Origin of the sequence: Haliea sp. E1-2-M8 (assembly GCF_030649675.1) — a bacterium.
GTDB lineage: Bacteria > Pseudomonadota > Gammaproteobacteria > Pseudomonadales > Halieaceae > Haliea.
Window position 1 is genome coordinate 166,686 of sequence record NZ_JAUTDR010000009.1, and the last position, 15,477, is coordinate 182,162.

Here is a 15,477-nt window from a genome sequence, read left to right on the forward strand (position 1 = left end):
TTAGCGTTTCGCTGAGCCTGCTCAACCTAAGTATAGGCATATGCACGCTGGTGCGGAATGAACGCTGGCCGAGTCAGTGCTCCAGGAACGCCCGCGCGCCCTCTACCACTTCCATAGTTTCGCCGATCTGATTTGCCAGCACGACGATGATATCGCCGGTTTTAGTCTCAAACCCGAAGAAGTCGACAGTTCCTGGCCCGCCACCGGTATGTCCGACCCAGTCACCCCAGAAGAGTTGAGCGCCGAAGCCATACGCCTCCGACCCCAGCTCCGGTTTCGGTGACAACATTAGCTGCACTGTCTCTGGACTCAGGAGCTGCCCCTGCAACAGAGCACGTGCGAAACGTGCCATGTCATCGAGCGTTGAGAAACCACCACCCGCCGGCGTACCTTTTACAACCTGCTCGTAACGGTCACTCATAAAACCATCTGCCGGATCATCAGAGACCGGTGTGTAGGTGCTGGCGAGGTTCTGTGGGACACGGTCCAGTTCGGGCCACCCGGTATCGAGCATCCCTGCCGGCTGCAGGACATGAGTCTGAATATAAGTCCCGTATTCCTCACCCGTAACTGCCTCCAACAGTGCCCCCAATACCAGGAAACCAGTGTTCGAATAACCCCACCTCGATCCGGGTTCGAAAGCAAGCTTGTCATCAGCGAGCATCGGCAAGTAATCCGCAATTACGCGGAACATAGCCCGGTTCATCCGCTCCATTTCCGGTGTGAACAAAAAGTCACCAAGCCCGGACGTATGCGACAACAAATGTCGTATCTGCACACGACGCGCGACGCTGTCCGAAAGCACACCGGGAAGATGGTCGATCACTGCGTCGTCGAGTTCCAGCTCGCCTGCTTCCACAAGCTGCAAAACTGCCACTGCCGTGAAAATCTNACGACGCGCGACGCTGTCCGAAAGCACACCGGGAAGATGGTCGATCACTGCGTCGTCGAGTTCCAGCTCGCCTGCTTCCACAAGCTGCAAAACTGCCACTGCCGTGAAAATCTTGTTTATCGACCCAAGAATGTAACGAGTATCGGCCGTATTAGGCACCCCGAATTCCCGGCTGGCTTCCCCGTATGCCTGCCGAAGCAGAACCTCACCGTCGCCACGTACAATCAGCACGCCACCGCTAAACAGGTCCGCTGCCGCAAGTTCGCGCGCCCGTTGGTCTAGTGCCTCCATAGCATCCAGTGCCGGGGCTCCCGAAACCGCCGTTCTTGCTCCCGGGTCTTGGGTCTCCGGCGCGGCCTGTGCGCATAACGCCACCGACATCAACACCAGTGCAACTTTCAGCCTCATCATCATACGCACTCCTGTTTCATACTATCATCTGTGCTCACTTCTGCGGCGCGGGAAGTGAGCCGGAAACCGGCCAGATCTGATCCAAGGTCTCGGCATCGTAAATAGTGCCATCCTTGATGACGGTGGACAGTGACCGCGTCTGGAAGATGTCCAACATGGGATCCTCCTCCAGTACCACCAGATCAGCGACTTTACCGATTTCTACGGTGCCGAGATCATCGGAATAACCGATCGCTTCCGCACCCATCCGGGTAGCCGCCTGTAACGCGAGGTCGGCATCGAGACCGGTAGCCATCGCCCAAATCTCCCAGTGATAACCTGTACCGAGAAATTCACCGTGCTCACCCAGCGCAACCGTACCGCCGGCGTCAACGAACTGGCGCATACCTCTGGCAAAACGGGTAATCGTGTGTTCCGCCTGCGGTACCGCCAGATTAGTACGCAACTTCCGCAGCAACGCCGCCCGCATCCAGAATCGCCTGGCTTTGGGGTCGGACAGTAGCTGCTGATCAACAGTAGCGAGATACTGCGAAAATGGCTTTGCACCAGCATTATTCCAGCCCACATAGGCAGGCTGCATGTGGAGCACCGTACCGGCACGCGCGATAAATTGGCGCATGTCATCGTAAAACACAGGCAATGCCACAGAATGCGCCAGACCACCGATGCCATCGGTAATACTACTCAGGTCTCGGGCAAAATGCAGCCCTTCACTCACCACTGATTGGGAGAGAGTATCAGCGGCCTGAACCACCCATTGCTGTTGCAAGCGGTTGCCGGCTACATAGTATTTGGTGAGTGGGGTATGCCAGAACCGTCGGTCACGCCACACCGCCGATTCCGCTTCGCTGTGGCTACGCACAACTTCATTCCACTTCAAACCTCGTCCTGTCGTGAGCAACCTCGCACCAGTCGATTGACCGGCATCGATCAGATCTGCAAGCTCGAGTTGTTGCTGGTGAGCATAGACGTCAACACAGGTTGTCACTCCGTAGGCAAGGTAGTTTCTCAGCTGCCAAGAGTCCGCTGCACTCGCAGCGGGTCCTGTGGTGCGCGATACTGTTTCGTGGCAATGCGTGTTGATGAACCCTGGCAGTATAAATTTCCCACCAAGATCAAATATCGTGGCATTGTCAGGAATTGCAACTTCACCCCTCTTCCCTACAGCGACAATCCGACGCCCCCGGATTAGCAAATCGCCGTTTTCAATGACATCACCACCCGCCATCGTCAGAATCCTGGCACCGCGCAATGCCGCTACGTTATCTGAGCGCGGACGGGGCAGCGTAAGTTTAACCGTCAGCGGGCTCATCGCAGGCTGCCGGGTCAGATCGAGAACAGAGCTTTCGTTGCCGATGGAATCCGGGGCGACCGCCGCGTACCGGAATATTGTCGTGCCGGTGGAAAAGACGGCAGCGCCGTCGTGTGGCGACCAGCTGGGATAAAGTCCACCATAACGAGACAACCGCTCCATGGCAGGACCTGAGCCGGAGTATCCCAACGTGAGGGGCTGTCCGGTGCATTTCGTCAGGTCAATATCCGTCAGGTCGATACGGTAAATTTGACGCGCGATCCGCATCAGCGCCTGCGACAGTGACGCATCGGGAACAAACTCATAGCCCACGCCCGTATCCGGAGCATAATCATGTCCTTCGATGACCGGGTCCAGCGCAAAGTGGTTGCACCGTTCTCCGGTTTCAATATTTATCGAAGCGACACCTTGGGAGGGATCAGTAAACCAGACACGCTCCGGATTACCTGATACATGCAATACGGTGGTCTCGCCGAACATCGGGCGATCATGAGGCCGCGCAACAGATGTTAGATGACGTTCAGCGCCACCCTCTGCAGGAAGTGCGACGATGTCGTAACGGCGAATTCTATCGGTATCGGAAAGAACCCCAACTTTGGATACGATCAGATGGCGTCCATCGGTCGTGTAGACCGGAAAAACATATTCTCCCGAATGTTGCGCCAGTCCGGTAACAGTCCCGGAACCAGGCAGCGTTCGAACCAACCTGCCGCCCGACTCGGGAGACCATGAGGAAAATACAATATTGGCGCCATCGGGTGACCATGTGGCATAACGCTCAATAACATCTCGGCCGGTATTCGTGAGCCGCCTGGGATTCCCTCCCGCTAGATCCATGATCCAGACCTTGCTGAGGGCTGTAAATACCACCGTCATGCCATCCGGGGAGACGCGAGGATACCTGATATGTCTGATCTGCACAGGGCCGTCTGGGAGCTTGTTCGGGTAGCGCTGCAATGGGCCGAGTTCGCGTTGGACATCGACCTGAAAAGGAATCTCCTCGCGCTCACCTGATGGTACATCCACACGCCAGATCTTGCCAGCAAAGGCAATTACCAGTGCGCTTGCATCGGGTGTAAAAGCATAGGCCGGCAAGGTGCCATTGAAGCTGTTGCCGTCCTGGATGTCACGTTCGATGGGGACGATCAGCCAGCGTTCTTCCCCGGATTGAAGATCGCGGATACGTAAACCTGTATCTGCAACACGTCGGCTGGCGTAGACCAGCCAACGTCCATCTGGAGAGACCTGCGGCCGCATACCGCCACCTTCCCGGTCACTCACCACCGATTGTTGCCCGCTGACCAGGTCCAGCACCTGCACCTGAGAACAAGGCGGTACAAATGCATATGCGACCTTTGCTGCACAGTTGCGAGACAGCTCAAAGTAGACAGATCGACCATCGGGACTGTACGCCGGACTTAGTGCGCCCGACCCCGGTGGACCTTGCACTGAAATGGTTCTGCCGGTGTCGTCCACGACAGATTGCGAAACCAATGCCGGCGCAGCCTGGGGCCGGAATATCTGCATACGCGTAGATATCACTGAGCTGCCATCGGGATGCCAGGCAGGATTAATCACCTCCCGTGTTGGTCTCTCCGATGGCTGCTGGGCAGCAGGACGGCTAGTGCGACCGGAGTCAATGTCGATCAGCCAGAGATCGCTGGTACCGCTGCGATCACTGATAAACGCCACCTGACCTCCATCTGGCGAGAATCTGGGATGCTGGTCGATCGCCATACCCGAGGTCAACGGCATTGCCGCACCACCACCGACGGGAAGCAGATAGAGATCCCCCAACAAATCGAAGACCAGAGATCTCCCGTCCGGAGAGATGTCTACCGACATCCATGTCCCTTCCGTAGTGCTGAATTCTATGCTGCGCGCAGGGGAAAGGGGGTACGCCGTTATACTCTGCAACAACAGCAGCAGTACAAGCCACTTTCCCGGTCCGGTGCCCATCATCTTAGAAACTGTACTTCAGGTCGACGCCGGCGGTCCGGGGTGCAGACCAGGAGCGCAGGGTGGCGCCGTGAAACAGCGTCACGTTGTCCTCCACGGCAGGGTTATAATCCACCAGCAAATCCTCGTCGGACAGGTTTCGGCCCCAGACACCGAGCTCCCAGTTCCCGTTTGCACTGATCCAGGCAGCACGGGCATGAAACATGTTCGATGATCCCTGCGAGCCACGCTCCCTGTTGCTGGGCTCCGAATAATAGCTGCCCTGGTGAACCCACTCGCCCTGGACGTACCACGTCCCGGCGGCACCAAGGTCAAAATCGTGGCGGCTGCGCAGACTCAGGTTCAGGTCCGGCGCGAAGGGCAAGCTATTGCCCGAATAATCAGCGCCATCGACATTAACAAACCGGGTAAATTCCGCATCCAGGTACCCGGCACTGAAGAACAGCTCCCAATCTGGCGCTGGCAATGCGGTGACTTCCAGTTCCAGACCTTGACTTTCCGCCTGTCCTGCATTTTCGATTTGTGAAACGATCTGGCCTTGCTCATTGATGACTCGGCCCTCAACTTGCAGATCGTCGTAACTCATGAAGAACGCCGTTGCGTTTACCGTGAGTCGCCCGTCCAGCCACTTCGAACGCAAGCCGAGCTCGTGGTTGGCCACTTCCTCGGGGCCAAAAAATGGCAGGAGCAAGTCCGGGGCCGTGACGAACGAACGGTTGAAACCGCCACTTTTGTAGCCCTCGGAATATGTGGCGTAGACCATGACATCGTCACTGACGTGGTATTTCAGGCCCAGCATACCGGTAAATACCGTATCTTCGAACTGGTCGAGTTTTAGCGGTTCCCCTAAAGGAATATCGAGTAGAGTCTCGTCATTTTCGCCAAGAAACACGGCGCCATTGGCAAAGGCGAAATCCTTGGTCTCTTCAGTTATACGAAAGCCCGCCTGCAGTGCCAACCGGGGAGTTATATCAAAACTGCCCTGACCAAAGGCCGCATAGGATTCCGTACTACTCGCCACACGTTCACGCTCCAGTAGCGCCGATGCTCCAAACGGTAACTGAAGCCCCAGCGTATCGACGATATAACTGCCGACTTTCACGCTGCGTTCGGTGTCGAACTCCCGGTCGAAATAGTACAGACCGAGCGTAAACTCCGTGGTATTCCACAATCGAGGGGAAACCAGGCGCAACTCCTGGGAAAAAATATCGCTTGCGTCGGGATCATGGTCGATACCGTAAGCAGTTAAACCGTAAATTGCCTCCGCGAGGTCCAGGCCCGAGCCCTCATCATCAATGTGGGCGCTACTCTCAGCAGACTGATACCCGGTTACCGAGGTCAATTCATAGTCAGCCAGGTTCCAGGTAACGATTGATGTCAGTCCGAACAATTCGCTGGTGACGTTGGAAGGCCCGTTTGTCCTCCCTACCCTCTTGCCGTGGACACTGCCCACATTGAGTTCCGGGGGACCCTCATAGCCGGGCCCTGCGGACCAGGTGGGAATATTGTCCACACCTTCAGACTCCAGGTATTGGCCAATCAACAATATATCGAGTTCATCAGTGGGCAGGAAATGCAACTGGGCACGCACGGCATCCTGGTCCTGGGTACCGAAGCTGCCTCCGTCGAGATCATCAATGTACCCATCCCGTTCATAATGCATACCGGCAACACGAAACAATAGTTTGTCACCCGCCAGTGGTCCTGAAACCGCGCCCTCAAACGCGGAGAGATCATAATCCCCCGCCTGGACGTCAACATAGCCACCGAATTCTCGCGTCGGACGTTGCGACCTGTAACTTATCGCGCCCGAGGCGGTATTACGGCCCCAAACAGTTCCCTGCGGTCCGCGCAGCACCTCGATCTGGGCAATATCGTATATCACGTAATCCAGAAACCCTTCAGCACCGACAAAAACCTGATCCAGATAGGCGCCGGCGGGCTGTTCTACACTGCTGCCACCGCGGGTCTGGCTACTGATACCTCGAATTGAAATGCTGTTGCCCGCGCCATTCAGACCATCGGGCGCGGACACGTTTGGTATGGAGTCCGCAAACTCGGAGAACTCATTGACATTGTTGGCATCCAGGTAGCTGGCATCAAAGGCCGAGATGGACATTGGGGTATCCTGCAAACTGGTGGCACGCTTGGTTGCGGTGACAACAATTTCTTCCAGTGTGCGCTTGCCCTCATCCTGCGATTGGGCAAGTGCACCCGCTGCCAGCGGCATTGTCATCATGCCGGCTGAAAGTGACGCGTTGAGTGCCTTTTTTATTGCTCTGCTCAGAATCATGATCACCACCTCCAAAGGCGATTTAATTAATAATGCGACAGCGATTACACTGCCTGCAGATTAATGTTGGTCGAAACATTATTCAAGTGTTTTTTAAATTATTGAATTGATGGTGAATGTCGTGGCCAGGGTCGTGCCTGCTCCAGCAGACGGGCGAGCCGCAAAACCACATCGTCACGATGTCGAGCCGCAGTAATCATTACGCCCACTGGTAACCCACTACGGGTCACTCCCGCAGGTACCGAAATCGACGGGTTCCATGAGTAATTGGCAAGCGGCGTCAGCGGTGCATCCAGGGTCCGGCTTGCGTCTCTGCCATTGATCAGCGTCGGTGCTGGCCCGGCGGCGGCGAAGGCGGGTGTTGCCGTAGTCGGCGTGAGCAATACGTCGATTTCCTCGAACAAAGCGGCCATACGTGCCAATGCGTCGGTCAGCACATCCTGGGCGCGAATCAATTCACATTCATTCGATGCCCTGAAACCGTCAAAGCTGCGCCGGACTTCCGGCGAAAGCTCTTCCCAGCGGCCCGGCAGTAATCCCTCGCACCTGAGTCGACTCTCGATACGATGGGTGTACACCGCTCCCATTGCCGCGAGCACGTTCGGAAATTCCACTTGTACATCTCTCTGGTCCAGCCCTGCTTCCCGGATGATAACCTGCGCCGCATGATGGGTTATATCCGCTAGTTCGGTATCAACTTCGGCAAACTCCAAATCTGTCGACCAGGCCACCCGGAGACCCGAGACCGCCAATGTTTCCATGACCTGTTCATACTGTATGCCAGGCAGCGGCAACGTCATGCGGTCCCTCAGGTGGGGGCCGCTCATGACGTCCAGACAGCGCGCCATGTCACGCACAGTCGTCGTCACTACACCATAGCCTGTATTTTCGGGGATACCGTTCGGGGTCGGAACGCGGCCGTGACTTGCCTTGAGTCCCACCAGACCACAAAACGCAGCCGGAGCGCGTAGCGAACCCCCGCCATCACCGCCAGTGCACAGCGGGATCATGCCGGCAGCAACTGCAGCGGCGGAACCACCGCTGCTGCCGCCGGGTGTCTTGTCGAGATTCCAGGGGTTGCGTGTCGTCCCACACAGAATCGTATCGCAGTTACCGGCAAACCCGTATTCCGCAGTAGTGGTTTTTACCAGCGGAATTGCACCCGCTGCGCGCAGCCGCTCGACATGAGGACTATCGTCGCTTGCCGGTGCTGCACCTGTGTGAAATACGCTACCGAAGCATGTCGGCATGCCACGCGCGTTCTCAAGATCCTTGACGCCCAATGGTATTCCAGCCAAAGGGCCGGGATCGATACCTGCACGCACCTTGGCATCGATTTCCCTGGCCTGCCTCCTGGCCGTGTCATAATCCCGGTAACAAACTGCATTCAGCGCGGGGTTCAATATTTCCACACGTCGAATAACAGTTTCCACGAGATCTTCACTCAGCTGACTACCAGCACGAACAGCATCAGCGATTTCGCTGACTGTCGCATCACTCATGCCGAATTCTTCACTCATACGGAATCCTCACTTCCACACTTCACTGCAAACACGGTAAAAATTTTCCCCCAGTACACCGCGCACATCGGCGGTGGAATAGCCACTGGATGACATTAGTTCGGCTATTTCAGCAACTTGTCCCGGCTGCACATAACGAAAGCCAGGCCATGATGGATCGCGTGCCACTGGCCATTCGTCCGGTCTGCCGCGCGCATAAGCTGTCACAGCGTCCGCATTGAAAACCACATCCAGCCCGAGCCCGACATGCTCGGCTCCAATACGCTGGGCGATATAATCGATATGCCGAAACACAGTTTCGGAACGGCAATCTTCATCGCCAAGGTAAGTGCTGGCTCCGGAGATACCAATGACTCCGCCGGTCTGTCCGCAGGCATCTATCTGGTCGTCGGAAAGATTGCGAAAACCGGGGGCCAGTGAGGCCACGTTGGAATGGGTAAAAACCACTGGACCCGCAGCAATTTCGATAGCATCCAGGGATGTTCGGTGCCCAACGTGACTCAGATCCAGAAGCATTCCCGTGCGGTCCATTTCAGTTACCACGCGCCGGCCGAAGACGGTGAGTCCGGAGTCGGTCTTGTCCGCACACCCACTACCGCAGGAGTTCGCTACGTTGAATGCCAGCAGGTTGTGTCGCACGCCCAGCGCATAGTACACCTCGATCATTTCCAGGTTTCGTTCCAGACAGCGAGTACCTTCGAAGTGCAGACCTACGGCAAGCTTGCCCTCGGCAACCGCCCTGTCAACGTCACCAATACTCTCCACCAGCACCAACCAGTCACTTTCAGCAGCGATCTCGGTTCGCACGCCAGCCAAGCGCTGGACAGCTTCGGCAATATTTTGATTGTCTCCTGCCATGGTTAGGGAAATGAAGTGGTAACCCGCGGACTGGAATGTCCGCAGTTTTGCCAGGCTATTGCCTACAGAAGGCTCATAGGGCCAAACCATATCCCAGATTAGTGCGCCTTCTGGCAGATTGGCGCTTCGCGTACCTTCCATATGGAAACTCTCCCGCATCCATCAAGTGGCTGACTCTATTGCTTGCTTGAAGCTTATATCCAGCCATTTCATTTTTCAAATGTTTTTTCAATTCTTTTTGGAATCAATACCGGCGGTTTCATGGACAATAATTCAAGTCCGGTTTATTCTTCTGGAGTCAACAAGCAATCAGATTGGAGCAGGTGTGGCAACAAACACGAAGAAAGGTCGTCGAGCCTCCCGTGACAACAACCGCGCGGGGTCTGGAACCAGAGACAAACTGGTCGCTACCGCGCTCGACCTTTTTACCCGCCAGGGTTACGCAGAGACATCCCTGAGTGAAATTACGCGGACGGCCGGCGCCAACATCGCCGCTGTCAATTATCACTTCGGTTCCAAGGAAGATCTCTACCTTGCGGCACTCGACCACCAGTTTCTTCCTATCCTGGAGGCGCGCAAGCAACGTCTTGCGGCGATAGAGGCACAGGCAAGAGATAACAACGGGCAATGGGATGTCGTGGCTCTGCTAGAGTCCTGGCTCGATCCCGTGATAGAGGCCTACAGTGACACCAGCGGCGGCGGTCGCATCACGCTGGGCCTTGAAATTCAGGTAGTCAGCTCCATTGCCCGCGGAGAGATAGCCAAGTGGCCGAAGCCCTACCGGGAGTACAAGGCACGCTTCAATATCGCCCTGGTAAGAGCGATTCAGTACCTGCCGACGGAAACCGTCGTCTGGCGCAGCCAGATTCTAACCTCTTCACTGCTCACGATGCTCACTGAGACAGCCGCCGACGACTCGCTGGGACTGGACATTTCCGGCAATCTGGATACGCTGCGAACACAGTGGCTCGCAGCGGGACTTGCACTACTGGAAGTCAAAAGCGATTAATCAACCAATCGTAGAGTGCTCGCATGCCCGACACGTTTCCGCCGCGCTGGTAGCCCGCATCTGCTCGTCCATTCCAGCCTGCAAAATCAATGTGAATATAGTTGGTCGCACGTTCCACGAAATGCCCAAGGAACTGTGCCGCGGTAATGGCACCGGCACCGCCATACCCCTCGGTGATATGGCATAGGTCGGCCACGTCACTTTTTAGTAGCCGCTGATAGGGGCGCCATAATGGCAATGGCCATAGCGGATCACCCGTCGCCAGCCCGGAGTGCTGCAAGACAGACATCAGGTCTGTGGACGGGGTCATAAATGCTGCGATCTCTTCACCAAGAGCCTCCGTCACTGCGCCGGTCAACGTGGCCATGCTGATGAGCACATCAGGACTTTCCTCGTCTGCGAGCGCCAGTGCATCTGCGAGAACAAGGCGACCCTCCGCATCGGGATGCGCCACTTCAACCGTCTTGCCCTTACGGGACTTGAAGACATCTCCCGGCCGATAGGCATTGGCCGCAACACAGTTTTCCACCGCGGGTATCAAGACGCGCAATCTCACAAACAACTGACTCGACATTATCTGTCGGGCCAGCGCAAGCGCCAGGGCTGCGCCACCCATATCGGTCTTCATCTGACGCATTCCGGGAAAATCCTTCGCCAGTACCCCACCGCTGTCGAAGCACACGCCTTTACCGACCAGCGTCAGCTTCGGTGCGGCCGGGTCGCCCCACTTCATGTCCAGTAACCGTGGAGGATCATCCGACGCCCGGCCAACGGCATGAATCAAGGGCAGATTTTGGTCCAGCAATTCATCCGCGCTGAGCTCGGTAACTGTCGCGCCATAACCGTCGGCAAGGTTTCGGATCACATCGCCAAGCTCCGAGGGCCCCATATCTTCTGCTGGTGTGTTAACCAGATCTCTACCGAAAGCAACCGACCTGGCCAGTTCAATAGTCGCCTCTACATCTACACTATCGTCAACGAGGAGCGTTCCAGCACGAGGTTTGATGACTTCGCTCTTGTAGCGGTCAAAGACATACGTTCCCAGCTGCCATCCCAGTGCGACTTGGGAGAGCTGGTTCGGGGAAAGCTTCGTAATAAGCTGGTAGCTGTGTGCGGGCAAAGCCGTACAGGCAAAACCGATATCTGCTGGCCGCAGTAGTTCCATCGAATCGACATCAACAAATACAACGGCGAGATCAATGCGATTGTCCGGACCAGCTATTGTAAGGCATGCACCGGGTTCCGGATGGAAATGAATATGTGCCACCCAGTCTTGCACCATCGAACTTGCGTTTTTGAGCCAGTGGTCGAAATTGGCCAACAACACGATTTCAAGTGCGATTTTGTGGGCTTCGTTTTCGGTTTTGTGGGAGAGGAATGTTTGCATGTCAGCCACCTCGCCTGGATGAATATTCTGCAAGCAGGCGCACACCGTACCCTGTAGCTCCCCGAGGACAGGTAGGACCATCTTTGAGCGCAAATTCCAGTCGACACATTTCTATGTGTGCCCAACTGTCCGTCGTCACCGAAGGTTTTAACAGCTGGTAAACGTAGCCACTATCCGCACCATAGGTAAAGAAATCAGGCATTTGAACATAGTCGGCCACATCACTGGCCTTTAGCTCCTCTTGCATCTCATCATAGACGGGTAAACGCCAGAGCAAGTCACCAGATGTGTCGGCACTTTCCATCACATCACGGAGCATTTCCTCATTTTCACAATAGAGTGCGCCGTATTTGAGCCCCAGCCCGAATAGGCCGGAACCGCCCAGTGTTCCGATCGATAGCACTGCTCGTGGCTTGCAGTATTGGGAGGCATACCAGAGTGCATCCAGCAGCGCCAAACGCCCCTCGGCGTCGGTATGGCAAATCTCGATGGTATCGCCCCGCGCGGTTCTGATTACATCAGTCGGACGGTAGGCATCGCCACTGACAGAATTTTCCGCCAGCGCAAGAATGCCTATGGCATTTACCGCAACTTTTCCTCGTGCGAGCGCATATATCGCTCCGGCGACCGAGGCAGCACCCGCCATATCTCCTTTCATGAGTTTCATGTGCTCCGCGGGCTTGAGACACAAGCCTCCGGTGTCGAAGGTAATCCCTTTTCCAACCAGAGCAACCGGGGGTTCGTCCGGGTGCGCTCCCTGCCATTGCAATAGCAGTAACCGGGGCCTGGCGGGGCTCGAGCGACCCACTGCCAGAATTGCGGACAACCCCAACTCCTCGAGTTCGTCTTCGGAGACCTCCCGAATATTGACGCCATCGTCCCTGAGATGCTCTATCGCAGAGCTAAACGTCGCTGGGTTCAGAGTATTGGGTGGTTCGTTTACCAGGTCCCTCGCCAGAGAGATTCCGTCAACGAGAGAGGCATGGTGTCGATACAGCTCGCTGGCCTCTTCCGCTCCAACTGCTACGATGGAAACCGATTTCAATACTCCACTCCGTGGCTTGCTAACCGGCGTCTTCCATTTGTCATACCGATAATTGCGCAATTGCATTCCGATCGCGAGATGCGCCGCCATTACGTGATCGGGTAAACCCGGAATGTCCGTCAATCCTGCTTCCACGATTGCATGGGCTTCGAATAGCTCACCAAGTTGGCCAGCTACACTGCCACCGATGATTTCACACCGCAGCGGCGAGAGCTCCTGTGGTAGCCCGAGGCCGACAAAAACAATGTTGCGCAGGCCAGTCTGGGTCCACAACGGCAACACAGCGGATTCACCAGCTTTTCCCGAGAACAGATCCCGGGAAAACTGTTGCTTGAGAAATGCATCGATACCCGCGGCATATTCCTGCACAAATTCCATGTCGGGAACTGGATGCGGCCTCCCTTCCCATACTCCCAGAATGAGAGCTTGATCCAAATCTTCGCTTGCTGCCAAAAACCTGATATTCATAAGTAGTCCTTTTTACTTAAAGTTCCATCGGTTCAATCCGTCGCCAGATTGCGTCGTGCAATACGTACTTTCAGTATGCGCTGGCGTTTTTCTGTGATCGGGAAATGGCGCAGCCAAAACCCCGCTACAACCAAAATCGACGCTGGAGCGATACAGGTTATCGCCTCAAGTACTGCAGGATTCTGTACTGCAAACTCCCCTCCAGCCCTGAAGCCCAGCAGATCCAGCAGCGGGAACGCCAGCGCAATACCCAGCCCCAGCGAAATTTTCTGGATAAAATTAAACGCCGCCATATATAGCCCACTGTGTGCAGGAAAACCTCGCCAGATACCGTAATCGACGGTGTCCGCGATAATCGAGGTAGGTAGAAGCCAGAGAGCCGCATTGCCTAACCCCAGCAGAAACCAATAAATCAGGGCGAGCACTGGCTGCTGCACGGGCGGAAAGCAGTAAAGCAGTAACAGGAAGAGACCACCGGCAAAGAGAGACATGCTGAGAACAATATGCTTGCCGAATCGGTTAGCCAGCAATATCAAAAATGGGCTGAACACGATCGACGCAAGGTATTGCACAAGGATCAGCGGTAAGAAGCCAAATTCCAACTGCAGTATTTCCAGGATATAGAGCACAAACGTTGCATCGAATACACTCCATGCCGTGCGATAGCACAACACGGCCAACAACAGCTGCCTGAGGGGACGATTGCTCCAGGCGGAAGCGAGCGAATCGCGAATAGAAGCGCTCTGCTTGAGGTAATGCTGGCCCTCTGGCACCGTAAACATGCTCAGTGCAAGATTGAGCGGAAGCAGCACGAGCACCACGAGGAAGGTCAGGTGGATGACCCTTGACAGGTCATCCGCGTCCTCACCTAGTCCAAGCAGCGGAATAGCGGCAGCAAGCATGATACCAACTATCCCGAAACCTTCCCGCCAGCCACATATGCGGTTTCGAATCCGGTAGTCTGCGGACAGTTCTGCTCCCCATGAAAGATAGGGGATCTGGATCATCGTCCAGGCGAGGTAGGTCAGGATCAACCACAGCATGACGAAGGGCAGCCCTGCGCCTTCCGGTGGGTGAGTCAGGCAGTAAAATGACAACAGCAACAACGGGAGACCCAGTATCAACCAGGATTTGCGCCCTCCACTCCGAGCCTTGATACGGTCCGACCAGAGTCCGATCGCCGGATCGGTTATGCCATCCCACAGGCGCGCGCAAAAGAACACCAGACCGATCCCGGTCAGGCTAAAGCCGAGCGTGCCAGCATAATAAGGTGGCAGGTATGCCAGCAGAGGTACCGTGAGAATCGCCATCGGTGCCGCTGGCAGGCCATAGAGCACCGATTGCCAGTGGGTTAGTTCCTTGCTCATCAACAGTCCTGCAAATATCAATTTATTCAAACGTTTTTTGAATTATAGATTGGCTATTTTGCAAATGCAAGCAACGCCGGTCATGATCGGTTAGTGCCAGAAATGCTTAACTTTGAAAAGGAAGGGAAGCTCCAGCATCGCAGAAAGGAGAGCCCCGGGCATTAACCTGAACAGCTGGCTACCGCGGAATATTTTTTCGCGGTAGCCGACAGACAGGTTCAGGTATTCCAGGAGGATGCGCGTTCAGTTTCAATGCCGTATTTTTCTATGGCTTCCATGCAAAGATCGCTACTGATGACACTTGCTCTGGCCAGACTGGCCAAGGTTGCGGTAACAATATGGTACCGGTCCACCTCGAAGAAATTGCGAAGCTGGGAACGCGTATCACTACGACCAAAGCCGTCCGTGCCAAGAACTGTATAGTGCGGTCGGATATAAGACGCAATTAATTGAGGAACGGCACGAACATAATCGGTCGCGGCGACTACCGGAATATCGCCCTTCAGACATTCAGCCACATGACTTTTGCGTTGTTCATGTGTGGGATGAAGGCGGTTCCACCGTTCCAGTTCACGCGCTTCCCGCGCAAGCTCTGTGAAACTGGTGACACTCCAGACATCGCTCTCAATAGCCCATTCGTTTGCCAGTAACTCGCCGGCCGCAATGACTTCCAGCATAATCGCGCCAGAGCCCAGCAGGCGCACCCGCGCGTGCGCCTCGTCTATAGAGTGGCTGTAATAACAAGCTGCCAGCGTGAGTGCGGAGAGGCTTTCAGGCTCATCCATTTCGCCAGCACCAAAAATACCCCACACTTTGCGACCCGAGGTGTCGAGCAACCCGCGATCTGCAGATAACGTATGAAGCGAGCCTGGTCAATGGAATTGATGGGTAGTGTCCCCATGAGTGGTGTAAATCTTCACGGTGGAGTGGCGGCCACCGTGGGTCTCCGTAAACTG

The 15,477-nt window shown here is 55.6% G+C and carries 10 protein-coding genes; 1 reads left to right on the forward strand and 9 read right to left on the reverse strand.

The window, feature by feature from the left end; genetic code table 11:
• Positions 1–73: 73 nt before the first annotated feature.
• From Q6D67_RS09780 to Q6D67_RS09800, 5 genes are all read right to left on the reverse strand, one after another.
• Complete coding sequence (locus tag Q6D67_RS09780) at positions 74–1,306, reverse strand: serine hydrolase (protein ID WP_304705422.1); 1,233 nt, start codon at positions 1,304–1,306, stop codon at positions 74–76.
• 31 nt (positions 1,307–1,337) lie between these two features.
• On the reverse strand, positions 1,338–4,460 hold the full coding sequence (locus Q6D67_RS09785) for an amidohydrolase family protein (RefSeq protein WP_304705423.1): 3,123 nt from the start codon (positions 4,458–4,460) through the stop codon (positions 1,338–1,340).
• 118 nt (positions 4,461–4,578) lie between these two features.
• A complete protein-coding gene (locus tag Q6D67_RS09790) occupies positions 4,579–6,867 on the reverse strand; it encodes a TonB-dependent receptor (protein ID WP_304705424.1) in 2,289 nt (762 codons plus the stop codon).
• 98 nt (positions 6,868–6,965) lie between these two features.
• On the reverse strand, positions 6,966–8,387 hold the full coding sequence (locus Q6D67_RS09795; protein WP_304705425.1) for an amidase: 1,422 nt from the start codon (positions 8,385–8,387) through the stop codon (positions 6,966–6,968).
• Between the two features lie 9 nt (positions 8,388–8,396).
• Positions 8,397–9,386, reverse strand: coding sequence for a dipeptidase (locus Q6D67_RS09800; RefSeq protein WP_304705426.1), 990 nt, complete (start codon positions 9,384–9,386; stop codon positions 8,397–8,399).
• Between the two features lie 25 nt (positions 9,387–9,411).
• On the opposite strand from Q6D67_RS09800, the gene Q6D67_RS09805 reads away from it, so the two are divergent.
• Positions 9,412–10,254, forward strand: coding sequence for a TetR/AcrR family transcriptional regulator (locus tag Q6D67_RS09805; protein ID WP_304705427.1), 843 nt, complete (start codon positions 9,412–9,414; stop codon positions 10,252–10,254).
• On the opposite strand, the gene Q6D67_RS09810 is transcribed toward Q6D67_RS09805, so the two are convergent.
• The 4 genes from Q6D67_RS09810 to Q6D67_RS09825 all read right to left on the reverse strand — a co-directional run bounded on the left by Q6D67_RS09810 (position 10,241) and on the right by Q6D67_RS09825 (position 15,357).
• Positions 10,241–11,641 carry a M17 family metallopeptidase gene (locus Q6D67_RS09810; protein ID WP_304705428.1) on the reverse strand — a complete coding sequence of 467 codons (1,401 nt, stop codon included), beginning with the start codon at positions 11,639–11,641 and terminating at the stop codon, positions 10,241–10,243. The genes Q6D67_RS09805 and Q6D67_RS09810 overlap by 14 nt on opposite strands.
• 1 nt (position 11,642) lies before the next feature.
• Positions 11,643–13,154: a M17 family metallopeptidase gene (locus Q6D67_RS09815; protein WP_304705429.1), complete on the reverse strand. Its 1,512-nt coding sequence runs from the start codon at positions 13,152–13,154 to the stop codon at positions 11,643–11,645.
• Positions 13,155–13,186: 32 nt separating this feature from the next.
• Positions 13,187–14,521 carry an MFS transporter gene (locus tag Q6D67_RS09820; protein WP_304705430.1) on the reverse strand — a complete coding sequence of 445 codons (1,335 nt, stop codon included), beginning with the start codon at positions 14,519–14,521 and terminating at the stop codon, positions 13,187–13,189.
• A gap of 218 nt (positions 14,522–14,739) precedes the next feature.
• Entirely contained in the window at positions 14,740–15,357 is a 618-nt protein-coding gene (locus Q6D67_RS09825; RefSeq protein ID WP_304705431.1) for a hypothetical protein, read from the reverse strand.
• Between the last annotated feature and the right edge of the window lie 120 nt (positions 15,358–15,477).

What these genes read in the sequence shown, in the direction of transcription:
- Q6D67_RS09785 (WP_304705423.1), bottom strand. Translation starts at nt 4,460, where the DNA reads ATGTCGGTAGACATCTCTCCGGACGGGAGATCTCTGGTCTTCGATTTG.
- Q6D67_RS09790 (WP_304705424.1), bottom strand. Translation starts at nt 6,867, where the DNA reads ATGATTCTGAGCAGAGCAATAAAAAAGGCACTCAACGCGTCACTTTCA.
- Q6D67_RS09795 (WP_304705425.1), bottom strand. Translation starts at nt 8,387, where the DNA reads ATGAGTGAAGAATTCGGCATGAGTGATGCGACAGTCAGCGAAATCGCT.
- Q6D67_RS09800 (WP_304705426.1), bottom strand. Translation starts at nt 9,386, where the DNA reads ATGGAAGGTACGCGAAGCGCCAATCTGCCAGAAGGCGCACTAATCTGG.
- Q6D67_RS09810 (WP_304705428.1), bottom strand. Translation starts at nt 11,641, where the DNA reads ATGCAAACATTCCTCTCCCACAAAACCGAAAACGAAGCCCACAAAATC.
- Q6D67_RS09815 (WP_304705429.1), bottom strand. Translation starts at nt 13,154, where the DNA reads ATGAATATCAGGTTTTTGGCAGCAAGCGAAGATTTGGATCAAGCTCTC.
- Q6D67_RS09820 (WP_304705430.1), bottom strand. Translation starts at nt 14,521, where the DNA reads ATGAGCAAGGAACTAACCCACTGGCAATCGGTGCTCTATGGCCTGCCA.